21 protein-coding genes are annotated in these 23,005 nt (G+C 60.6%); 15 read left to right on the plus strand and 6 right to left on the minus strand.

Annotated elements, in window-relative coordinates:
• Positions 1–267 precede the first annotated feature (267 nt).
• The 10 genes from lptF to tadA all read left to right on the plus strand — a co-directional run bounded on the left by lptF (position 268) and on the right by tadA (position 10,635).
• Complete coding sequence (gene lptF, locus GNF76_RS00195; protein WP_155581186.1) at positions 268–1,386, plus strand: LPS export ABC transporter permease LptF; 1,119 nt, start codon at positions 268–270, stop codon at positions 1,384–1,386.
• A complete protein-coding gene (gene lptG / locus GNF76_RS00200; protein ID WP_178123107.1) occupies positions 1,379–2,458 on the plus strand; it encodes an LPS export ABC transporter permease LptG in 1,080 nt (359 codons plus the stop codon). The genes lptF and lptG overlap by 8 nt, the downstream gene beginning before the upstream one ends.
• A gap of 152 nt (positions 2,459–2,610) precedes the next feature.
• Positions 2,611–4,410 (plus strand): translation elongation factor 4, encoded by a 1,800-nt coding sequence (gene lepA / locus GNF76_RS00205; RefSeq protein WP_178123108.1) that lies wholly within the window; start codon positions 2,611–2,613, stop codon positions 4,408–4,410.
• A gap of 5 nt (positions 4,411–4,415) precedes the next feature.
• Positions 4,416–5,270 carry a signal peptidase I gene (gene lepB / locus GNF76_RS00210; protein WP_155581187.1) on the plus strand — a complete coding sequence of 285 codons (855 nt, stop codon included), beginning with the start codon at positions 4,416–4,418 and terminating at the stop codon, positions 5,268–5,270.
• Positions 5,271–5,418: 148 nt separating this feature from the next.
• Entirely contained in the window at positions 5,419–6,108 is a 690-nt protein-coding gene (gene rnc, locus GNF76_RS00215; protein ID WP_178123109.1) for a ribonuclease III, read from the plus strand.
• Complete coding sequence (gene era, locus GNF76_RS00220) at positions 6,101–7,003, plus strand: GTPase Era (RefSeq protein WP_155581188.1); 903 nt, start codon at positions 6,101–6,103, stop codon at positions 7,001–7,003. The genes rnc and era overlap by 8 nt, the downstream gene beginning before the upstream one ends.
• A gap of 166 nt (positions 7,004–7,169) precedes the next feature.
• Positions 7,170–7,859 (plus strand): DNA repair protein RecO, encoded by a 690-nt coding sequence (gene recO, locus GNF76_RS00225; protein WP_155581189.1) that lies wholly within the window; start codon positions 7,170–7,172, stop codon positions 7,857–7,859.
• A gap of 52 nt (positions 7,860–7,911) precedes the next feature.
• Positions 7,912–8,655 (plus strand): pyridoxine 5'-phosphate synthase, encoded by a 744-nt coding sequence (gene pdxJ / locus GNF76_RS00230; protein WP_169356208.1) that lies wholly within the window; start codon positions 7,912–7,914, stop codon positions 8,653–8,655.
• 103 nt (positions 8,656–8,758) lie between these two features.
• Positions 8,759–10,138: a multicopper oxidase family protein gene (locus GNF76_RS00235; protein ID WP_178123110.1), complete on the plus strand. Its 1,380-nt coding sequence runs from the start codon at positions 8,759–8,761 to the stop codon at positions 10,136–10,138.
• A complete protein-coding gene (tadA, locus tag GNF76_RS00240; RefSeq protein WP_155581190.1) occupies positions 10,138–10,635 on the plus strand; it encodes a tRNA adenosine(34) deaminase TadA in 498 nt (165 codons plus the stop codon). Before GNF76_RS00235 ends, tadA begins: the two co-directional genes overlap by 1 nt.
• A gap of 156 nt (positions 10,636–10,791) precedes the next feature.
• On the opposite strand, the gene cmoB is transcribed toward tadA, so the two are convergent.
• The 6 genes from cmoB to GNF76_RS00270 all read right to left on the minus strand — a co-directional run bounded on the left by cmoB (position 10,792) and on the right by GNF76_RS00270 (position 17,371).
• Entirely contained in the window at positions 10,792–11,748 is a 957-nt protein-coding gene (gene cmoB / locus GNF76_RS00245; RefSeq protein WP_155581191.1) for a tRNA 5-methoxyuridine(34)/uridine 5-oxyacetic acid(34) synthase CmoB, read from the minus strand.
• Positions 11,745–12,488 (minus strand): carboxy-S-adenosyl-L-methionine synthase CmoA, encoded by a 744-nt coding sequence (gene cmoA, locus GNF76_RS00250; protein ID WP_178123111.1) that lies wholly within the window; start codon positions 12,486–12,488, stop codon positions 11,745–11,747. Before cmoA ends, cmoB begins: the two co-directional genes overlap by 4 nt.
• Before the next feature lie 74 nt (positions 12,489–12,562).
• Complete coding sequence (locus GNF76_RS00255) at positions 12,563–13,198, minus strand: lysoplasmalogenase (protein ID WP_155581192.1); 636 nt, start codon at positions 13,196–13,198, stop codon at positions 12,563–12,565.
• Position 13,199: 1 nt separating this feature from the next.
• Positions 13,200–13,592 (minus strand): protease inhibitor I42 family protein, encoded by a 393-nt coding sequence (locus GNF76_RS00260; protein WP_155581193.1) that lies wholly within the window; start codon positions 13,590–13,592, stop codon positions 13,200–13,202.
• Between the two features lie 135 nt (positions 13,593–13,727).
• Positions 13,728–16,148, minus strand: a complete 2,421-nt coding sequence (gene lon / locus GNF76_RS00265; protein WP_155581194.1) for an endopeptidase La — start codon at positions 16,146–16,148, stop codon at positions 13,728–13,730.
• A gap of 233 nt (positions 16,149–16,381) precedes the next feature.
• Positions 16,382–17,371, minus strand: coding sequence for a GntR family transcriptional regulator (locus GNF76_RS00270; protein WP_155581195.1), 990 nt, complete (start codon positions 17,369–17,371; stop codon positions 16,382–16,384).
• Between the two features lie 345 nt (positions 17,372–17,716).
• On the opposite strand from GNF76_RS00270, the gene GNF76_RS00275 reads away from it, so the two are divergent.
• The 5 genes from GNF76_RS00275 to GNF76_RS00295 all read left to right on the plus strand — a co-directional run bounded on the left by GNF76_RS00275 (position 17,717) and on the right by GNF76_RS00295 (position 22,994).
• Entirely contained in the window at positions 17,717–19,060 is a 1,344-nt protein-coding gene (locus GNF76_RS00275) for an amidase (RefSeq protein ID WP_155581196.1), read from the plus strand.
• 11 nt (positions 19,061–19,071) lie between these two features.
• Complete coding sequence (locus GNF76_RS00280; protein WP_155581197.1) at positions 19,072–19,950, plus strand: polysaccharide deacetylase family protein; 879 nt, start codon at positions 19,072–19,074, stop codon at positions 19,948–19,950.
• A gap of 29 nt (positions 19,951–19,979) precedes the next feature.
• A complete protein-coding gene (locus GNF76_RS00285; RefSeq protein WP_155581198.1) occupies positions 19,980–21,320 on the plus strand; it encodes an MFS transporter in 1,341 nt (446 codons plus the stop codon).
• A gap of 12 nt (positions 21,321–21,332) precedes the next feature.
• Positions 21,333–22,094, plus strand: a complete 762-nt coding sequence (locus GNF76_RS00290; protein WP_155581199.1) for an SDR family NAD(P)-dependent oxidoreductase — start codon at positions 21,333–21,335, stop codon at positions 22,092–22,094.
• Between the two features lie 150 nt (positions 22,095–22,244).
• A complete protein-coding gene (locus tag GNF76_RS00295; RefSeq protein WP_155581200.1) occupies positions 22,245–22,994 on the plus strand; it encodes an SDR family NAD(P)-dependent oxidoreductase in 750 nt (249 codons plus the stop codon).
• Positions 22,995–23,005: the final 11 nt, after the last annotated feature.

A 23,005-nucleotide genomic window follows, 5' to 3' on the forward strand; every position in this document is an offset into this window, starting at 1 on the left:
TGAGGTCTGAGAACCAGGCGTTTGTACACCCGGCTTATAAGCCTGGCCACCTGTAGGCAGCCTGCGACAAAGGCCGCAGTTTGAACCTCGCAACGTTCGGCTGACAACCCTTGCAGGCAGCTTTGTGCGCCTGCTTGAGCGTGCGCAGTGACAGGCGCGGTCAATCACAGGATAATGCGCCATCTTTTTAGCCGACCTGTGCCAATGGGTCGACTCGATATGCTTGCTTGTTTGGCCGCTTAGCCTGACAACCCTGGAGTGTCTGGTTTGATTGTCTTCCGTTATTTGTCCCGCGAAGTCCTGGTGACCCTGAGTGCCGTAAGTGCGGTATTGCTGGTCATTATCATGAGTGGTCGCTTCGTCAAGTTTCTGGCTCAAGCCGCCTCTGGCGCACTTGATCCGGGTTCCCTGTTTTTGATCATGGGCTTTCGGATGCCCGGCTTCCTGCAGCTGATTCTGCCGCTGGGGCTGTTTCTGGGTATTTTGCTGGCCTATGGCCGGCTCTACCTCGAAAGTGAAATGACCGTGCTTTCGGCCACGGGCATGAGCCAGCAGCGTTTGCTGGCCATGACCCTGGTGCCTGCGACCGGCGTGGCCCTGGTGGTCGCCTGGTTGAGCCTGAGCCTGGCGCCTCAGGGTTCCATGCAATTTCAGTTGGTGCTCAATAAACAGGATGCGATGACCGAGTTCGATACCTTGGTCCCTGGGCGTTTCCAGGCGTTGAATGACGGCTCGCGAGTGACGTACACCGAGCGGATGACCGAAGACCGCGCCAACCTGGGCGGGGTGTTCATTTCCGAGAAGCGCTTGGGCCAGGACCAGAAGGACCGTGGTATCTCGGTATTGGTCGCCGACAGTGGTCGCCAGGAGATCCGTCCGGACGGCAATCGCTACCTGATCCTGGAAAACGGCTACCGCTATGACGGCAGCCCAGGCCAGGCGGATTACCGGGCCATCAAGTACGACACTTATGGCGTGTTGTTGGCCAGGCCTGAGATCAGCAACGAAGTGACCGACCGCGACGCCATGCCCACCAGCGCCCTGTGGGGCAACCCGGAGCCGCGTGCGGTGGCCGAGTTGCAATGGCGCCTGTCGCTGCCACTGCTGGTGTTTATCGTGACCCTGATGGCGGTGCCCTTGTCGCGGGTCAACCCGCGCCAAGGGCGATTCCTCAAGTTGCTGCCGGCAATCCTGCTTTATATGGCTTACCTGACCATCCTGATTTCCGCCCGGGGCTCCCTGGAGAAGGGCAAGATTCCGCTGGGCCTCGGGTTGTGGTGGGTCCACGGGATCTTCCTGTCCATCGGCCTGGGGTTGCTCTACTGGGAACCGTTGCGTTTGAAAATGGCGAGTCGTCGCAGCATGAAGGAGATGGCTCGTGGTTAAGCTCGATCGCTACATTGGTAGCAGCGTGTTGGTGGCGATCCTCGCCGTACTGGGCATTATCCTGGGCCTGGCCTTGCTGTTCGCGTTCATCGACGAGGTGGGCAACGTCACCGACAGCTACACCGTGACCGACGTTCTGAGCTACGTGATGCTCACCGCGCCGCGTCGTCTCTACGAGATGCTGCCGATGGCGGCGCTGATCGGCTGCCTGATCGGCCTGGGCAGCCTGGCCAGCAACAGCGAACTGACGATCATGCGTGCCGCTGGCGTGTCCATCGGCCGTATTGTCTGGGCGGTCATGAAGCCCATGCTGGTGCTGATGGTGGTGGGTGTGTTGATTGGCGAGTACGTGGTGCCGCCGACTGAAAGCCAGGCCCAGGCCAACCGGGCCCTGGCCCAAGGGTCGGGCGATGCGCAAAGCGCCAAGCACGGTCTGTGGCACCGCCAGGGCGATGAGTTCATTCACATCAACGCCGTGCAACCGGGCGGCTTGCTGCTGGGGGTGACCCGCTATCACTTCGACAAGGAGCGGCACATGCTGTCGGCAAGCTTTGCCAAGCGTGCGCAGTATGGAGACGAAAAGTGGCAGTTGAGTGAGGTGACCACTACCTTTTTCCGTGGGATCGGTACCGGTAAGGCGGCCACTACTGAGGTGATCAACGCCCCACAAGAAACCTGGGACATCGCCTTGAGCCCGGACCTGCTCAATACCGTGGTGATGGTACCGGAAACCCTGTCTATTGCCGGCTTGTGGAGTTACATCCACTACTTGAGCGACCAGGGTCTGAACAATGGCCGTTACTGGCTGGCGTTCTGGGTCAAGGTATTGCAACCGGTGGTGACCGCAGCGCTGGTATTGATGGCCATTTCCTTCATCTTCGGCCCGTTGCGCTCGGTGACGTTGGGGCAGCGTGTGTTCACCGGCGTGCTGGTGGGCTTTACCTTCCGTATCGCCCAGGACCTGCTGGGGCCGTCCAGCCTGGTATTCGGCTTCTCGCCATTGTTTGCGGTGCTGGTGCCTACGCTCATTTGTGCGCTGGCCGGGTTCTGGCTGTTGCGCCGAGCCGGTTGATTGCCTGCTTATGAACAAAAAATGCCCCGTTCGACCGATCGGGGCATTTTTGTTCTTGGTCGCCAAAGATGACGTCTGGCCTGAGCATCAGGTACAATTCCCGGCTATTTTTCAGCGGGCAGTCTGCCTGCAGCCTTTTTGAGTGTTGATCCGTGAGTGATTTGAGTCATATCCGCAATTTCTCCATCATCGCCCACATTGACCATGGCAAGTCGACGCTGGCCGATCGATTCATCCAGATGTGCGGCGGCCTTGCCGAGCGTGAAATGGAAGCCCAGGTGCTGGACTCCATGGACCTCGAGCGCGAGCGCGGGATCACCATCAAGGCCCACAGCGTTACTCTGTATTACACCGCCCGTGATGGCATCAAGTACCAGTTGAACTTCATTGACACCCCAGGCCACGTTGACTTCACCTACGAAGTCAGCCGGTCGCTGGCAGCCTGTGAAGGCGCGTTGCTGGTAGTGGATGCGGGGCAGGGCGTTGAAGCTCAGTCCGTGGCCAACTGCTACACCGCCATCGAGCAAGGCCTGGAAGTCATGCCGGTGCTGAACAAGATCGACCTGCCACAGGCCGATCCGGACCGCGTGAAAGAAGAAATCGAAAAAATCATCGGCATTGACGCCACCGACGCCGTCGAGTGCAGCGCCAAGACCGGCCTGGGCGTCGACGAAGTGCTCGAACGCCTGGTGAAAACCATTCCGGCCCCCACCGGCAACTACGAAGATCCGCTGCAAGCGTTGATCATCGACTCCTGGTTCGACAACTACCTGGGCGTTGTTTCCCTGGTACGCGTGCGCCACGGCCGTGTGAAGAAGGGCGACAAGATCCTGGTCAAGTCCACCGGCAAGATCCACCTGGTGGACAGTGTCGGTGTATTCAACCCCAAGCACACCGCGACCGTTGATCTGAAAGCCGGCGAAGTAGGCTTCATCATTGCCGGTATCAAGGACATTCACGGTGCACCGGTGGGTGACACCCTGACCTTGAGCTCCACCCCTGACGTCGACGTGCTGCCGGGTTTCAAACGCATCCAGCCGCAGGTCTACGCCGGCCTGTTCCCGGTCAGCTCCGACGACTTCGAAGATTTCCGCGAAGCCCTGCAAAAGCTGACCCTCAACGACTCGTCGTTGCAGTACACCCCGGAAAGCTCCGATGCTCTGGGCTTCGGCTTCCGTTGCGGCTTCCTCGGCATGCTGCACATGGAGATCATTCAGGAGCGCCTCGAGCGCGAATACGACCTGGACCTGATCACCACCGCGCCGACGGTTATTTTTGAGCTGGCGCTGAAAACCGGTGAAACGATTTACGTCGACAACCCGTCCAAGCTTCCGGATCTGTCTTCCATCGAAGACATGCGCGAGCCGATCGTGCGGGCCAATATTCTTGTGCCGCAAGAGCACCTGGGCAACGTCATTACCCTGTGTATCGAAAAGCGTGGCGTGCAGCACGACATGTTGTTCCTGGGTACCCAGGTACAAGTGACTTACGATTTGCCGATGAACGAAGTGGTCCTGGACTTCTTCGACCGTCTCAAATCCACCAGTCGCGGCTATGCTTCGCTGGATTACCATTTTGATCGTTATCAGTCAGCTAATCTGGTGAAACTGGATGTGCTGATCAACGGTGACAAGGTCGACGCCCTGGCGTTGATCGTGCACAAGGATAACGCGCACTACAAAGGTCGCCAGTTGACCGAGAAGATGAAGGAACTGATTCCGCGCCAGATGTTCGACGTCGCGATCCAGGCCGCCATTGGCGGGCAGATCATTGCGCGGACCTCCGTCAAGGCACTCAGAAAGAACGTACTGGCCAAATGCTATGGCGGCGACGTCAGCCGTAAGCGCAAGCTGCTTGAGAAGCAAAAGGCCGGTAAAAAACGCATGAAGCAAGTGGGCAACGTGGAAATTCCACAAGAAGCCTTCCTTGCGGTGCTCAGGTTGGATAGTTAGGTCCTATGTCACTAAATTTCCCGCTGTTGCTGGTCATCGCCGTTGCCGTTTGTGGTCTCCTGGCGTTGCTTGATCTGGTGTTCTTCGCTCCGCGTCGGCGTACGGCCATCGCGTCCTATCAGGGCAGCGTCAGCCAGCCTGATGTGGCCGTGGTCGAGAAACTGAACAAGGAACCGCTGCTGGTTGAATACGGCAAGTCGTTCTTCCCGGTTCTGTTTATCGTGCTGGTGCTGCGTTCGTTCCTGGTGGAGCCGTTTCAGATTCCTTCGGGATCGATGAAACCGACCCTGGACGTGGGCGACTTCATCCTGGTGAACAAGTTTTCCTACGGGATCCGCTTGCCGGTGATCGACAAGAAAGTCATCGAGATCGGTGATCCGCAGCGCGGCGATGTGATGGTGTTCCGCTACCCAAGCGACCCGAACGTCAACTACATCAAGCGTGTGGTAGGCCTGCCGGGCGACGTGATTCGCTACACCAGCGACAAGCGCCTGTTCGTCAACGGTGAATCGGTGGCGGAAAAACTGATTGGTTCCGAGCCGAACACCCTGGGCAGCGCCGAGCTGTACCAGGAGAAGCTCGGGGCGGTAGAGCACGAAATCCGCAAGGAAATGAGTCGCTACCGTTCGCCGCCCGATAACCAGTGGACAGTGCCTGCCGGGCATTACTTCATGATGGGCGACAACCGCGACAACTCCAATGACAGCCGGTACTGGGATGACCCCAACATTCCCAAGGACATGTTGGGCATGGTCCCCGACCAGAATATCGTCGGCAAGGCCTTCGCGGTCTGGATGAGCTGGCCGGAACCCAAGCTCAGCCACCTGCCGAACTTCTCGCGGGTCGGGCTGATCAAGTAATCCATGCGGCGCTGTGAACACAGCGCCGAATGCTTTTCTGGGGCTTGGACAATTGTCCGGCCTCATGCAGCAACCACCAGGATTTGAATTTGAACACAGCGTTAATCGTCGTAGGCCTTTGGCGCCACGAACTGAATGTGGGTAAACCGTGAGCGTTTCTCTAAGCCGTCTCGAGCGTCAGCTCGGTTACACCTTCAAGGATCAGGAGTTGATGATCCTTGCCCTCACACACCGCAGCTTTGCCGGGCGTAACAACGAACGCCTGGAATTCCTCGGTGATGCCATTCTCAACTTTGTTGCCGGTGAAGCCCTGTTCGACCGCTTCCCGCTGGCCCGTGAAGGCCAGCTGTCGCGTTTGCGTGCCCGCCTGGTGAAGGGCGAAACCCTGGCCGTACTGGCCCGTGGTTTTGACCTTGGCGAATACCTGCGCCTGGGTTCCGGCGAGTTGAAAAGCGGTGGTTTCCGTCGCGAGTCGATTCTGGCCGATGCCCTCGAAGCCCTGATCGGTGCAATCTACCTCGATGCCGGTATGGAAGCCGCCAAGGAGCGGGTAGTGGCCTGGCTGGCTTCGGAGATTGAAAGCCTGACGCTGGTGGACACCAACAAAGATCCCAAGACCCGCCTGCAAGAGTTTCTGCAGTCTCGCGGGTGTGAACTGCCACGCTACGAAGTGGTGGATATCCAGGGTGAGCCACATTGCCGAGTGTTCTTCGTCGAATGTGAAATCACCTTACTGAATGAAAAAAGCCGAGGTCAGGGTGTGAGTCGTCGTATTGCCGAACAGGTAGCGGCCGCCGCAGCACTGATTGCCCTGGGCGTGGAGAATGGCCATGACTGATTCAACTGCAACACGCTGTGGCTATGTTGCCATCGTCGGCCGCCCCAACGTGGGCAAGTCCACGTTGCTGAACCACATCCTGGGGCAAAAGCTCGCGATCACGTCGCGCAAGCCGCAGACCACCCGTCACAACATGCTGGGCATCAAGACCGAAGGCAACATCCAGGCGGTCTACGTTGATACCCCAGGCATGCACAAAGGCGGCGAGAAAGCCCTCAACCGCTACATGAACAAAACCGCTTCGGCCGCGTTGAAAGACGTCGACGTGGTGATCTTCGTCGTTGACCGCACCAAGTGGACCGAAGAAGACCAGATGGTCCTCGAGCGCGTGCAATACGTGACTGGCCCGTTGATCGTCGCGTTGAACAAGACCGACCGTATCGAAGACAAAGCCGAGCTGATGCCGCACCTGAGCTGGCTGCAGGAGCAACTGCCGAACGCCCAGATCATCCCGATCTCGGCCCAGCACGGGCACAACCTGGAAGCGTTGGAGCGGGTCATCGCCCAGCACCTGCCGGAGAACGAGCACTTCTTCCCGGAAGACCAGATCACCGACCGCAGCAGCCGTTTCCTGGCGGCTGAACTGGTGCGCGAAAAAATCATGCGCCAGATGGGCGCCGAGCTGCCGTACCAGATCACCGTTGAAATCGAAGAGTTCAAGCAGCAGGGCAAGACCCTGCATATCCACGCGCTGATCCTCGTCGAGCGTGACGGCCAGAAGAAAATCATCATTGGCGACAAGGGCGAGCGCATCAAGCGTATCGGCACCGAAGCGCGCAAGGACATGGAGCTGCTGTTCGACTCCAAGATCATGCTCAACCTGTGGGTCAAGGTGAAGGGTGGTTGGTCTGATGATGAGCGCGCGTTGCGTTCGTTGGGTTACGGCGACCTGTAACTTCGGTAGCAGGCTCACCGCAAAACCTCTGTGGGAGCGGGCTTGCCCGCGATGAGGGTGTAACATTCAACGAAAATGTTGATTGTGGCACCGCCATCGCGGGCAAGCCCGCTCCCACATTAGGTTTGTGTTGTTTTCAAGACCGCGCTCCTCCAGCGAGAACTCAATGTCTCAACCCCAACCCACCGGCCAACCTGCTTACGTCCTGCACAGCCGCGCCTACCGCGAGACCAGCGCCCTGGTGGACTTCCTCACGCCCCAAGGCCGCCTGCGGGCAGTCTTGCGCAGTGCGCGAGGCAAGGCGGGGACGTTGGCACGTCCGTTCGTGGCCCTGGAAGTGGAGTTTCGCGGACGCGGCGAGCTGAAGAACGTCGGCCGCATGGAAGCCGCCGGTGCCTCCAACTGGCTCAATGGCGAGGCGCTGTTCAGCGGCCTCTACCTCAACGAATTGCTGATTCGCCTGCTGCCGGCCGAAGACCCGCACCCTGCAGTCTTTGACCACTACGCCGCCACCTTGCTCGCCCTGGCCGAGGGCCGCCCTTTGGAACCTCTGCTGCGCGCCTTCGAATGGCGCTTGCTGGACGATCTGGGCTACGGCTTTGAACTGAGCAACGACCTGCACGGCGACCCCATCGCCGCCGACGGCATGTACCGCCTGCAAGTGGACGCGGGCCTGGAGCGGGTGTACCTGCTGCAACCTGGCCTGTTCCAGGGCACCGAGCTGTTGGCCATGAGCGAGGCCGACTGGAGCGCTCCAGGCGCCTTGTCCGCCGCCAAACGCCTGATGCGCCAGGCCTTGGCCGTGCATCTGGGCGGTCGGCCGCTGGTCAGTCGCGAGTTGTTTCGAAAGCCCTGACATCCCCGTGTATGCTGTGCAGCGATTCCTTCCCTCTTCAGGAGCGCTTTTCGTGACCACCAGCAATCGCATTCTTCTCGGCGTGAACATCGACCACGTAGCCACCCTGCGCCAGGCCCGGGGCACCCGTTACCCGGATCCGGTCAAGGCCGCGCTGGACGCCGAAGAAGCGGGCGCCGACGGCATCACCGTGCACCTGCGCGAAGACCGCCGGCACATCCAGGAGCGCGACGTGCTGTTGCTCAAGGACGTGCTGCAAACCCGCATGAACTTCGAGATGGGCGTCACCGAAGAAATGATGGCGTTCGCCGAGCGCATCCGTCCGGCGCACATCTGCCTGGTCCCGGAAACCCGTCAGGAACTGACCACTGAAGGTGGCCTTGATGTGGCTGGCCAGGAAGCGCGGATCAAGGCCGCCGTGGAACGCCTGTCGAAGATCGGCAGTGAAGTCTCGCTGTTTATCGACGCCGATGAGCGGCAGATCGAAGCGTCGAAACGCGTGGGTGCTCCCGCCATCGAGCTGCACACTGGCCGTTACGCCGACGCCACCACGCCAACTGAAGTGGCCGATGAGTTGCAACGCATCATCGATGGCGTCAACTGCGGCCTCGGCGAAGGCCTGATCGTCAACGCCGGCCATGGTCTGCACTACCACAACGTCGAAGCCGTGGCCGCGATCAAAGGTATCAACGAGCTGAACATCGGTCATGCCTTGGTCGCTCACGCGCTGTTTGTCGGTTTCAAAGGCGCGGTGGCCGAGATGAAAGCCCTGATCCTGGCTGCCGCCAAGGCCTGAAAACCACACTGCGGCAACGCGAACCCTTACTGTTTCGCATTTGCGGGTGTATCGTATTTGCCCTTTGCGGGGCTTGGACCCGCGGCAGATACGTGAGGTTGTTGTGTCCCAATCCTTTTCCCGTCGACAAATCCTGGGTGGTCTGGCCGGTCTTGCAGTGGTCGGTGTCGGTGCCGGTGGCGCCTACCGCTACTGGCTGGGGAAGGTGGCCGAGGCCGAGGCGGGGCATGATTACGAGCTGATTGCCGCACCGTTGGATGTGGAATTGGTTGCGGGACACAAGACCCAGGCTTGGGCCTTTGGCCCATCGGCACCAGGTACCGAGCTGCGGGTGCGCCAGGGTGAATGGCTGCGGGTGCGTTTCATCAACCACCTGCCGGTTGCCACGACCATCCACTGGCATGGCATCCGCCTGCCACTGGAAATGGACGGCGTGCCCTATGTCTCGCAACTGCCGGTACTGCCTGGTGAGTACTTCGATTACAAATTCCGTGTGCCCGATGCCGGCAGCTACTGGTATCACCCTCATGTGAACAGCAGCGAAGAGCTCGGCCGTGGCCTGGTGGGCCCGCTGATCATCGAAGAGCGCGAGCCTACCGGTTTCAAACACGAACGCACCCTGAGCCTGAAAAGCTGGCATGTGGATGAAGAGGGCGCGTTTGTCGCCTTCAGTATCCCGCGTGAAGCCGCGCGCGGCGGCACCGCCGGGCGGTTGTCCACCATCAACGGTGTGTCCCAGGCGGTGATCGATTTGCCGGCCGGGCAGATCACCCGGGTGCGCCTGCTCAACCTCGACAACACCCTGACCTATCGCATCAACATTCCCGACGTCGAGGCGCAGATCTATGCCCTGGACGGCAATCCCATCGAGCCGCGGCCGTTAGGCAAGGAATACTGGTTAGGCCCGGGCATGCGTATTTGTCTGGCGATCAAGGCCCCACCTGCCGGAGAAGAACTGTCTATTCGCAACGGCCCGGTGCGCCTCGGTACCTTCCGCTCGGTGCCCAACACCGATGCGCCGAACGAATGGCCGCCCGCGCTGCCCGCCAACCCGATTGCCGAGCCGGACCTGGCCAATGCCGAGAAACTCAACTTCAATTTCGAATGGGTTGGATCGGTTTCGGTGAACGTGGACAATAAGCCGCCAAGCCTGTGGCAGATCAACGGCCAGGCCTGGGACATCACTGACAAGACCTGCGCCGACCGCCCGATTGCCAAGCTTGAAAAGGGCAAGAGCTACATTTTCGAATTGAAGAACATGACCCAGTACCAACACCCGATTCACCTGCACGGCATGAGCTTCAAGGTGATTGCCTCGAACCGGCACAAGGTGATCCCGTATTTCACCGACACCTACCTGCTGGGCAAGAACGAGCGCGCCCGTGTTGCCCTGGTGGCGGATAACCCGGGCGTGTGGATGTTCCACTGCCATGTCATTGATCACATGGAAACCGGCCTGATGGCCGCCATCGAGGTAGCGTGATGCGCCAGTTCCGCCCAATGGCGATTATCGATCGCAGCCGCGACCAGGACTTCATGCGTGAAGCCCTGGCCCTCGCCGCCCAAGGCGCAGCATTGGGTGAGGTGCCGGTGGGCGCGGTGCTGGTGCAGGACGGTGAAATCATCGGTCGGGGCTTCAACTGCCCCATCAGCGGCAACGACCCCAGCGCTCACGCGGAAATGGTCGCCATCCGCGCCGCCGCCCAGGCAGTCAGCAACTACCGCCTGTCGGGCAGCACCCTGTATGTGACGTTGGAGCCGTGCAGCATGTGCGCCGGGTTGATCGTCCACTCGCGGATCGCTCGAGTGGTGTATGGCGCGCTGGAACCCAAGGCGGGAATTGTGCAAAGCCAGGGGCAATTTTTTACCCAGGGCTTTCTCAATCATCGGGTGCTGTTTGAAGGCGGGGTGCTGGCCGAGGAGTGCGGGACGGTGTTGAGCGAGTTCTTCAAGGCGCGAAGAGCCAAACCTGCTCTTTAAGCAACCCCCAAAAACCTCAATGTGATAACCCAATCAATGTGGGAGCTGGCTTGCCTGCGATGCAGGCACCTCGGTGTATCAGGCAAACCGAGGTGATGCTATCGCAGGCAAGCCAGCTCCCACATGTGATCTCCATTTTTCAGGAGGAGACGGGTTTTATTTCTTGGCGACGATAACCGCCCGCATCGGTGCCGGCAGCCCTTCGATGGTCTTGCTGTGGTCCTCGGGATCAAGGAAGTCGCTGAGGGACTGATACTTCATCCACTCCGTCCCACGCTGTTCTTCGACCGTGGTCACGCTCACGTCCACACAGCGCACCTCACTGAAGCCTGCACGCCGCAGCCACAGCATCAGCGCCGGCACAGACGGCAGGAACCATACGTTACGCATCTGCGCATAACGGTCCTCCGGCACCAGCACTTGTTGCTGATCGCCCTCAACCACCAATGTTTCCAGGACTAACTCGCCACCCTTTACCAGGCAATCCTTGAGCGCAATCAAATGCTCGATGGGCGAGCGACGGTGATAAAAAACGCCCATGGAAAACACCGTATCAAAACCTTCCAGATTCGACGGCAGGTCTTCAAACGGGAACGGTAAATGCCAGGCATTCGGCGCTGACAAGTAACGCTGCACCGCCTGGAACTGGCAGAAGAACAACCAGTTCGGGTCAACACCAATCACGCTGTCCGCGCCCGCACCGAGCATGCGCCACATGTAATAACCGTTACCGCAACCGACATCGAGGATGCGCTTGCCTTTGAGGTCTAGGTGCGGGGCCACTCGCGACCACTTCCAGTCCGAGCGCCATTCGGTATCCACATGCACACCAAACAGGTCAAACGGCCCTTTGCGCCACGGGCACAAGCCCATCAGCGCGGTGCGCATTTGCGCGCGGGTGTCGTCATCGCAATCGGTGTCCAGCACCAGCCCGTTCAGCAGGTCGACTTCGCTGGGCATAATCTTCGGGAGCGCATCCAGCGCGCTCTGCCAGCGCTCCAGGTCGCCATGACCCTTTTCCATCTTGCTATCGAGTTGCGCTTGCAGGCCCTGGGCCCATACAGCCAAAGGGGTGCCGACCAGATGGCGGGCGAGGGGAGACAGATCAATCATGGCAAGGCAATCAACGAGGCAAAGTTAAGACACTGGAACCACGGCACGACTTTCGAGAACCCGGCCGCCATCAGGCGTTCGCGGTGTTCTTCGAGGCTGTCGGGTTTCATGACGTTTTCGATGGCGCTGCGCTTCTGGGCGATTTCCAGTTCGCTGTAGCCGTTGGCACGTTTGAAGGCAATGTGCAGGTCGGTCAGCAGCGCGTGTTCTTCGGGATCATTGAAGCGCAGCTTTTCCGAGAGGATCAGCGCGCCGCCCGGCAGCAACGACTGACGAATCCGTCCAAGTAACGCCAGGCGTTCTTCGGGGGCAATAAATTGCAGGGTGAAATTCAACGCCACCACCGAGGCCGGTTGGAACTGCAGCGCGAGGATATCGCCCTCGACCACTTCCACCGGCAGTAACTCCTGAAACATCGAGTCCTGGCCGTTCAGGTATTCCCGGCAACGCTCGACCATCGCGGCAGAGTTATCCACAGCGATCACCCGGCAACCGTCGGTGCGCACGTGACGGCGCAGGGCCTGGGTCACCGCACCGAGGGACGAACCCAGGTCGTAGAGCACACTGCCCGGCTGGGCAAACTGCGCCGCCAGTACGCCGAGGTTCTCGACAATGGTCGGGTAGCCGGGCACCGAGCGCTTGATCATGTCCGGGAATACCCGCACCACGTCTTCGTTGAAGGCGAAGTCCGGCACCTGGGGCAAGGGCTGGGCGAATAGGCGATCGGGTTCTTTGCTCACGGCTGTTCCGGCGACGAAGGGGGAAAAGCCGGCATTGTAGCCGCTGCCGCAGGCTGCGATAAGGCCGAAGGCCTTCAGCGGTCTTTTTGGCCGAACGCCGAGGCGGTAATCCCCCACTGCCCCAGCCAGTAGCTGACGATCAACACATACGGCGCCGCTTCAAACGCTACTACAAACCGATTGATTCCGATCAGCGTGTCGGAAAACACAAACGACACCGCGCCTGCCGCCGCCAATAGTGCCGAGCGCTTGGGCACATCGCTGCCCAGTCGCGCCAGGGCTCGCCAGAGCATGGCGCTGATCACCAGGGCGTAAACCACCACGGGCACGAGCAATGGACCGAGGCCGTGGGAAATCAGGATGCTCAGCAAGATTGCACCTACCACCAGTGCCAGCACCAAGGGCAGCAGTGCTGGTCGGCGGCAATCACTCAAATAGGCTTTGAGGTATGCCAAATGGGCGAATAAAAACGCGCCGAGGCCGAAGATAAACAGGTCGCCGGGCCACGCCAGCAATACATCGCCCACCAGGGAGAAAATCAGGCCCAGGCTGATCCAGCGTCGATAGTCAGTGGGTGGCGCGTCATGCAGCCAGCCCAGCAGTGCCAGCACTGGCAAAGGTTTGACCAGCAGGCACAGCAGCGTGGCGTGGGTACTCAAACCGTAGATAAAAGTGCCGGCGCCCATCAGCGCGAGAATCAGCCATGGCATATCAGTTCACCGTAATGGCGCAGTCGAAGGTTTCGGCCGGTTCTGCTTCCGGTTCCCAGGGTTGCTGGGAGGTCAGGCGCAAGCGGCCTTGGCCTTGGGCAAAAGCCTGGAAGCGCCAGGTGGACTTGCCGCCGGCACCGACGAGGCCAGTGTTTTCCGGGTTGCTGTAGACCTCGGGACTGAGGCTGCGCAACACGCCGCCGGCTGAATCCTGGATCGCCCAGCGATAGCCGGTGGTGGGGTTGCTGGGCAAGGTCAGGATCAGGTTTTGCCCGGTTTTAAGCACGAGAGGGCAGGCGCTCTGTTTTTCCACGGTGACGTTTTGCTTCGGCGCACTGGCGCAAGCGGCGAGCAACAGGAGGCTCAGGGGGAGAAGCAGGCGGACAGCGGTCATGGGGGCTCCGTTGATTCACGACGAAGGGCGAGCATAACCGAAGATGAGACAAGGTGTGACAGGATAGCCTTGCGTTGGCTGTACAGGCCCCTTCGACTTGCTCGCGAAGAGGCCAGCCCAGGCGCTACATAACCATCAGAACAACACCTTCGCCACATCCGCAAAGCGCTTGGCAAAGTGCACCGTCATGCCTTCTTTCAGATACTCCGGCAACTCCTCGAAACTCCCGCGATTGGGCTCCGGCAAAATCAGCTCATGAATCTTCTGCCGCCGCGCCGCAATCACCTTCTCCCGCACCCCGCCAATCGGCAGTACATGCCCGGTCAGTGTCAGCTCACCGGTCATGGCCACGCCTTTTTTCGGCGGCTGGTTACGTGCCAGCGACAGCAGCGCACTGGCCATGGTCACCCCGGCGCTCGGGCCGTCTTTCGGCGTGGCGCCTTCCGGTACGTGCAGGTGCACGAAGGCTTCGTCGAAGAACTTCGGATCACCGCCAAACGACTTCAGGTTGGAGCTGATGTAGCTGTAGGCAATCTCGGCGGATTCCTTCATCACATCGCCCAGTTGCCCGGTGAGCTTGAAGCCGCGATTGAGGGTATGGATGCGCGTTGCTTCGATCGGCAAGGTCGCGCCGCCCATACTGGTCCAGGCAAGGCCGGTGATCACACCGGTGCCCGACAGAACTTGCTCGTTACGGAACACCGGCATACCCAAGGAGTTTTCCAGGTCCTTGTTACCGATCTTGATCACGGTGTCTGGCTCATCCAGCAACTTGACCACCGCCTTGCGCACCAGTTTGCCCAGTTGTTTCTCCAACTGACGCACCCCGGCTTCGCGGGCATAGCCGTCGATCAACGCACGCAGGGCGCCGTCGGTGATGCTCAGGCTGGTTTTTGATACGCCGGCCTTGTCCAGTTGCTTGGGCCACAGGTGGCGCTTGGCAATGGCGACTTTTTCTTCGGTGATATAACCCGACAGGCGAATCACTTCCATCCGGTCCAGCAACGGGCCGGGGATCGAGTCCAGGGTGTTGGCGGTGCACACGAACAGCACTTTCGACAGGTCCAGGCGCAGGTCCAGGTAGTGGTCGAGGAATTCGACGTTCTGCTCCGGGTCGAGGGTTTCCAGCAAGGCCGAGGCCGGGTCGCCCTGGAAGCTCTGGCCCATCTTGTCGATCTCGTCGAGCATGATCACCGGGTTCATCACTTCCACATCTTTAAGCGCCTGCACCAGCTTGCCCGGCAGGGCGCCAATGTAGGTACGACGGTGGCCCTTGATCTCGGCCTCGTCGCGCATGCCGCCGACACTGAAGCGGTAGAACGGCCGGCCAAGGGATTCGGCGATGGACTTGCCAACGCTGGTCTTGCCCACGCCGGGCGGGCCCACCAGCAGCACGATGGAGCCGGCGACTTCGCCTTTGTAGGCGCCGACGGCGAGAAACTCGAGGATGCGGCTCTTGATGTCGTCCAGGCCGGCGTGATGTTTGTCCAACACTTTACGGGCATGCTTGAGGTCGAGTTTGTCCTCGCCATACACCCCCCACGGCACCGAGGTGGCCCAGTCCAGATAGTTGCGGGTCACGGCATATTCTGGCGAGCCGGTTTCGAGGATCGACAGCTTGTTCATTTCTTCAGTGATGCGTTTTTGCGCCTGGGATGGCAGCACCTTGCCCACCAGCCGTTGTTCGAACTGTTCGACATCGGCGCTGCGGTCATCCTTGGTCAGCCCCAGCTCCTGCTGGATGACCTTGAGTTGTTCCTTGAGAAAAAACTCACGCTGATGCTCGCCGATCTTGCGGTTAACTTCCGCGGAGATTTCTTTTTGCAGACGTGCGACTTCGACTTCCTTGCGCAGCATCGGCAGGACTTTTTCCATGCGCTTGAGCATGGGTACGCAGTCCAGCACTTCCTGCAACTCGTTACCGGTGGCCGAGGTCAGCGCAGCGGCGAAGTCGGTCAGCGGGGACGGATCGTTGGGGCTGAAGCGGTTGAGGTAGTTCTTCAACTCTTCGCTGTACAGCGGGTTCAGCGGCAGCAGTTCCTTGATCGCATTGATCAGCGCCATGCCGTAGGCCTTGACCTCATCGGTCGGCTCGGTGGGCTGGTGCGGGTATTCGACCTCCACCAGGTACGGTGGGCGGTGGTGCTTGAGCCAGGTTTTGATCCGTACGCGCGTCAGGCCCTGGGCGACGAATTGCAGCTTGCCGTTTTCGCGGCTGGCGTGATGGACCTTCACCAGGGTGCCGTAGAGCGGCAGGCTGGAGGTGTCGAAATGCCGTGGATCTTCCGGCGGCGTGTCCATGAAAAACAGGGCAAGGGAATGGTGATCGGACTTGCTCACCAGCTCCAGGGTTTCGGCCCACGGCTCTTCATTGACGATCACCGGCAGCACTTGCGCGGGGAAGAAAGGCCGGTTGTGGATCGGGATGATGTAGACCTTGTCGGGCAGGTTTTGCCCAGGCAGGGCCAAGCCCTTGTTGGAGGACGTTTCGTGTTCAGCGTTTTCGGGGTCGGCGTATTCGTTGAAGTCTTCAGGGAATTCTTGCTGGTCGCTCATGGGGCACCTGCATAGGGAAGTATGGAGGTTAGATGGGGCGGGTCAGCGGTGGTTTCAATGGCAGGGATCAGTTAGCAACAAATTGCATGATATTCGCCACGCCACGCCACGCCACGCTGTAGCCGCTGCCGAGGCACGAGGCTGCGATGCGTGTCCGCAGGACCGCCCTCGGGGTCTGCTGCGCAGCCCATCGCAGCCTCGTGCCTCGGCAGCGGCTACAGCAAGCCGTGTAGTCAGCTGATTTTGCTGAGATAGCCCGGCAATGGCTGCTCTGGCAGCACCGACAGCACCTTCAGCCGCTGCAACATCCGTTGCCGCGCCCGTTGCACGTGTTCCCGCAGGTTCATGGCCGCCGCGTCGAAGGCGCCGTGCAGCAGCAACTCCAGGATCAAGCGGTGCTCGGCCAGCATCGCCGGATCGGCACCGATGCCCAGCAGCCGGTAGAAAATCCGGCTGATGATCATCGGGCTCTGCCCTTGGCGGATCAGTGCGGCGATCTTGCGGTTTTGCAGGCCGGCCAGGCAGTGCTGGTGCAGGTCCTCTTCAATCTGTTCGATTTCTGCCAGGCTGCAATGGGCACTGTTTTGCGCGTCGAGTACCCGCTGCAACATGGCTTCCAGCTCTTCACGTTCCAGGCTCGGCGCGCTCTGGCGCAAGGCTTCCGGTTCCAGGCAGGCGCGTAGTTCGTAGTCTTCGGTGATTTCGCGGGCGGTCAGCGGCCCGGCCAGCCACTGCGAGTACGGCTCTTTTTCCACCAGGCCTCGATCGCGCAGGCGCATCAGCGCTTCACGCACCACTGCGCGGCTGACGCCGTAGTGATCGGCGGCGGCTTGCTCATCGAGGCGGTAGTGGCCGAAGGCGATGCAGGTAGAAAGTGCCGCGCCGATTTCCTCGACGATTCGTTCGCCCAATGGCCGGATGTCCACCCGTTCATCGTCACCGTTGAGGCCCAGGTGCGCATGGGTCAAGGGTAGGCGCAATGGCTCCAGCGCCAGGCCATTCGGGCTGATCAGGTAACCCCGGCCATCGAAACGGCAGATAAGCCCTTCCTTGTGCAGCAGCTCCAGGGCTCTGCGCACGGGGACGCGGCTGGTACCGAACAACTCCGCGAGCGGCGCTTCGAGCAGCACCAGGCCGTGGCGGGCGGTGCCGTTGACGATAGCGTCACGCAAGACCTGGCGGATCATCGCGTAACGGGAAGCCGAGGCTGACACTGCTTTCATCGGGTTCTCTAGAGCAGGGGGACGATGGCCGGGGATTCTCTCATAGATGCCCCTGTCACTCTGCGCCACGTTAGCGGCACTTTTTTGGGGCCATCAGAGAGGAATGTTACTTTTCTGCACCAAAATGGATTTATTAATAAAAGATACAATATTTCATTCTAGGACACCGTGAACACATCGATAGATTTTTCTTTCAACGATGTAAGCCTATCTAGCCCGTATATCTAAGCCAAAGTCGGGTCTTCATGTGTGAGCCACGTGTCGTCCTGGCGATAAGGCTGGCACGAATGCTGCCTTTGTAAAATGTATATTTTATTAATATGTACGTTTTTAAGGGAGTCTTTCATGTCAGACGCCACCTCATTGGCCGAGGACTTCGTCAGCGGTCGCAGTGATCCGGTGCAAGCGCTTGAGCAGGCGCTTGTCCACGCGAGCCTCGCCCCCAGCGTGTTCATCTGCCTGACCGCCGAGCGCGCCCGTCGTGAAGCCGAAGCGGCTGCTGCTCGCTGGCGTGCCGGGCAGCCTTTGAGTGTATTCGATGGCGTGCCGCTGGCGTGGAAAGATCTGTTTGATGTTGCCGGCAGCGTGACGACGGCGGGCGCCGCGTATCGCCGGCAAGCACCGGTTGCCTTGCTGGACGCTCCGGTCGTTGGCCAGTTGTGCCGCGCCGGCATGGTCAGCGTGGGCAAGACCAACCTCAGCGAACTGGCGTATTCGGGCCTGGGCCTTAACCCGCATTTCGGTACACCCCACAACCCCCATGGCACTGATCAGCCGCGCATTCCTGGCGGCTCGTCCTCAGGGGCTGCGGTCGCCGTGGCGGCCGGTATCGTACCGATTGCCATGGGCACCGACACGGCGGGTTCGATCCGCATTCCGGCCGCCTTCAACGGCCTGGTTGGTTATCGCAGCAGTTGCCGACGCTACAGCCGCGATGGGGTGTTTCCCCTGGCCCACACCCTCGACAGTCTCGGCCCGCTGACTCGCAGTGTGCGTGATGCGCTGGCCATCGATGACGTGCTCAATGGCCGCGACCAGCGCCAGCCACGCCCGGCCCGCAGCCTGAAGGGCCAGCGGTTCCAGGTTGAACAAAGTGTCCTGGAAGACGCCCGGGTCGAGCAGAGCGTGCGCGATAACCTGCATCGCTCTATCGATCAGCTAACGGCTGCAGGTGCGCTGATTGATGTACGCCCGTCGAAGACCTTTCAAGCCACGCTGGACCTGATCCAGCATCAAGGCTGGCTGGGTTCCTTCGAAGCCTTTGCCTTACACCAGGCATTGCTCGACAGCCCCGACGCCGAGCAACTCGACCCCCGCGTACGCCGCCGCCTTGAAGCTGCGCGCACGCTACCGGCCAGCCAACTGCTGGGCCTTTACGACGCCCGCCGCCGCCTGCAACAGCAACTGATCGAGGAACTCGACGGCGCCATCCTTATCACCCCAACCGTGGCCCATGTCGCCCCGGCCCTGGCACCGCTGGAAGCTGATGATCAACTGTTCGTCAGCACCAACCTTGCCACCCTGCGCCTGACGATGCCCGGCAGCTTGCTGGACATGCCCGGCGTGACCTTACCCAGCGGCCGCGACGCGCTGGGCCTACCCACCGGCTTGCTGCTCAGCGCCCCCAGCGGTGAAGACGCGCGGGTCTTAAGAGCGGCTCTGTCGGTTGAAACCGTACTTGTCCAATAAGGAAACACATCATGGCTAAAGACATCCTCTGTGCATTTGGCGTCGACGTCGACGCGGTCGCCGGCTGGCTGGGTTCCTACGGCGGCGAAGATTCCCCGGACGATATTTCCCGTGGCTTGTTCGCCGGCGAAATCGGTGCGCCACGCCTGTTGAAACTGTTCGAACGCTATGGCCTGCGCACCACCTGGTTTATCCCCGGCCACTCGATGGAAACCTTTCCCGAGCAGATGAAGGCGGTGGCCGACGCCGGCCATGAAATCGGCGTGCACGGTTACAGCCACGAAAACCCCATCGCCATGACCGCCGAACAGGAAGAAATTGTCCTCGATAAGTCCATCGATCTGATCACAAAAGTCACCGGCAAACGGCCTACCGGCTACGTCGCGCCGTGGTGGGAATTCAGCAAGGTCACCAACGAACTGCTGCTGAAAAAAGGCATCAAGTACGACCACAGCCTGATGCACAACGACTTCCATCCCTACTACGTGCGCAAGGGCGACAGCTGGACCAAGATCGACTACAGCCAGCACCCCGACACCTGGATGAAACCCCTGGTGCGCGGCGAAGAAACCGACCTGGTAGAGATCCCGGCCAACTGGTACCTCGACGACCTGCCACCGATGATGTTTATCAAAAAGGCCCCCAACAGCCACGGCTTCGTCAACCCGCGCCACCTCGAAGAAATGTGGCGCGACCAGTTCGACTGGGTCTACCGCGAACACGAACACGCCGTGTTCACCATGACCATCCACCCCGATGTGTCCGGTCGCCCGCAAGTGCTGCTGATGCTTGAGCGTCTGATCGAACACATCCAGAGCCATGCCGGCGTGCGCTTCGTCACTTTCGACGAAATCGCCGATGACTTTATCCGCCGCCAACCCCGTACCTGACCCCCGGCCAACTTCCTGAGGCGCGATTCATGTCTATCTACAACAAGCTTGACCTGACTGGCTGGAAACCCCGGCAACTGACGCCCAAGGAAGTGCGTTTCGCCACCTGGATTGCGTTTTTCGCCTGGGTGTTTGCGGTGTATGACTTCATCCTGTTCGGCACGTTGCTGCCGGAAATCGGCCGACACTTTGGCTGGGGTGAAGTGGAGCAAGCAGAAATCGCCACCTGGGTGGCTGTCGGTACCGCCGTGGTGGCGTTGGCCATCGGGCCTTTGGTAGACAAACTCGGGCGGCGCAAAGGGATTATTTTTACCGTCGCGGGTTCGGCGATCTGCTCCGCCTTGACCGCCATCGGCGGCGCGTGGGGCAAGTCGCCGCTGATCTTTATCCGTTCGTTGGGCGGCCTGGGGTATGCCGAGGAAACGGTCAACGCCACCTACCTGAGCGAACTGTACGCCGCCTCCGACGACCCGAAACTGGCGAAGCGGCGTGGCTTTATCTACAGCCTGGTGCAGGGCGGCTGGCCGGTGGGCGCGTTGATTGCTGCGGGTTTGACCGCGTTACTGCTGCCGATCATTGGCTGGCAGGGTTGCTTCGTGTTTGCGGCGATCCCGGCGATCGTGATCGCGATCATGGCCCGCAAGCTCAAGGAAAGCCCGCAGTTCCAGATCCATCAGCGCATCAGCGAGCTGCGTAAAAGCGGTGCGGTGGCAGAGGCGCAAAACGTCGCCGTGACCTACGGCGTGGACTATGACGAACACAGCAAGGCCGGCCTCAAAGCCGCCTTCCGTGGCCCGGCGCGGCGCGCGACGTTGGTGATCGGTGCGGCGATCCTGCTCAACTGGGCAGCGATCCAGGTGTTCAGCGTGCTGGGTACGTCGGTGATTGTCAGCGTGCACCACATTTCGTTCGAGAACTCGCTGATCATCCTGGTGCTGTCGAACCTGGTGGGTTACTGCGGTTACCTGTGCCACGGCTGGATGGGCGACAAGATCGGGCGACGCAATGTGATCGGCCTGGGCTGGATGCTCGGTGGGCTCGCGTTTGCCGGGATGCTGTATGGCCCGAGCAATATGCCGATGGTGGTCGGGCTCTACAGCCTGGGCTTGTTCTTCCTGATCGGGCCGTACTCGGCGGCGCTGTTTTTCATCAGTGAAAGTTTCCCCACCAGCATCCGCGCCACCGGCGGCGCAATCATCCATGCAATGGGGCCGCTGGGGGCGGTTGTCGCCGGTTTTGGTGCCACGCAGGTGTTATCGGCTGGCAGCGACTGGCAGACCGCAGCCCTGTATTTCGGCGCACTGCCGTGCTTTCTCTCCGGTGCGCTGATGTTTGCCGCGCGCCATGTGCGTCCGGAAACCGTCAAGTAAGGAGTTCAGTTGATGAGTCGTAAAGTTGCCTTGATTACCGGTGCTGCCAGCGGCATCGGCCAGGCCCTCGCGGTGGCCTATGCCCGTAGCGGTGTGGCGGTGGTGGGGGGGTATTACCCGGCCGATCCCCATGACCCGCATCAGACCGTCGCGTTGGTGGAGGCGGCGGGCGGTGAATGCCTGATGCTGGCGCTGGACGTGGGTGATACCGCATCTGTGGATAACCTGGCTGCGCAGGCGATCCAGCATTTTGGCCGTCTCGATTACGCCGTGGCCAACGCCGGCCTGCTGCGCCGTGCACCGTTGCTGGAGATGACCGATGAGTTGTGGAACGAGATGCTCAATGTCGACCTGACGGGGGTGATGCGCACCTTCCGTGCGGCGACCCGGCATATGCGTGAAGGCGGGGCGCTGGTAGCGATCTCGTCGATTGCCGGTGGTGTGTATGGCTGGCAGGAGCATTCGCACTATGCGGCGGCCAAGGCCGGGGTGCCGGGGTTGTGCCGGTCGCTGGCCGTGGAGTTGGCGCCGTTGGGGATTCGGTGCAACGCGGTGATTCCGGGGCTGATTGAAACGCCGCAGTCGCTGGATGCAAAGAACTCGCTGGGGCCTGAAGGCCTGGCGAAAGCGGCGCGGGCGATTCCGTTGGGCCGGGTAGGGCGGGCGGATGAAGTGGCGTCCCTGGTGCGGTTTTTGACCAGTGAAGAGTCGAGCTACCTGACGGGGCAGAGCATTGTGATTGATGGTGGCTTGACCGTGCGCTGGCCGGATTAACCCCAGTTTCAATCCACGCACAATCCAATGTGGGAGCTGGCTTGCCTGCGATGGCATCACCTCGGTGTAACTGAGTTACCGAGTCGACTGCATCGCAGGCAAGCCAGCTCCCACACTTGATGGTGTTCATTCATCAAAGGAGGACTAACAATGCCCCAGCTCACCACCCGCCGCGCCGTTATCACCGGCGCCGCCAGCGGCATCGGAGCCGCCATCGCCCGCGCCTACGCCGTCGAAGGTGCGCGCCTGCTATTGGCCGACCGCGACGCTACCCGCCTGGCACAAACCACCCAAATCTGCCGCACGTTGGGCGCCGAGGTCTTCGAATGCGTGGCTGACGTCGGCACCGTCGAAGGTGCACAGGCCAGCGTTGATGCGTGCGTCGCGTATTACGGTGGCATCGACATCCTGGTCAACAACGCCGGCATGTTGACCCAGGCCCGTTGCGTCGACCTGAGCATCGAGATGTGGAACGACATGCTGCGCGTCGACCTCACCAGCGTCTTCGTTGCCAGCCAGCGCGCCTTGCCCCACATGCTCGCGCAGCGCTGGGGTCGTATCATCAATGTGGCCTCGCAACTGGGCATCAAGGGTGGCGCTGAGTTGACCCATTACGCTGCCGCCAAGGCCGGCGTGATTGGCTTCACCAAATCACTGGCTCTGGAAGTGGCGAAGGATAACGTGTTGGTCAACGCCATCGCCCCCGGCCCGATTGAAACGCCCTTGGTCGGTGGCATCAGCGACACCTGGAAACGCGCCAAATCCGCCGAGTTGCCCCTGGGCCGTTTTGGCCTGGCGGACGAAGTCGCGCCCACTGCCGTGCTACTCGCCAGCGAGCCTGGCGGCAATCTGTTCGTCGGCCAGACCCTGGGCCCGAACTCCGGCGACGTCATGCCATGAGTGAGCAATAA

Origin of the sequence: Pseudomonas spelaei, assembly GCF_009724245.1 — a bacterium.
In the GTDB taxonomy this organism is placed as follows: Bacteria; Pseudomonadota; Gammaproteobacteria; order Pseudomonadales; family Pseudomonadaceae; genus Aquipseudomonas; species Aquipseudomonas spelaei.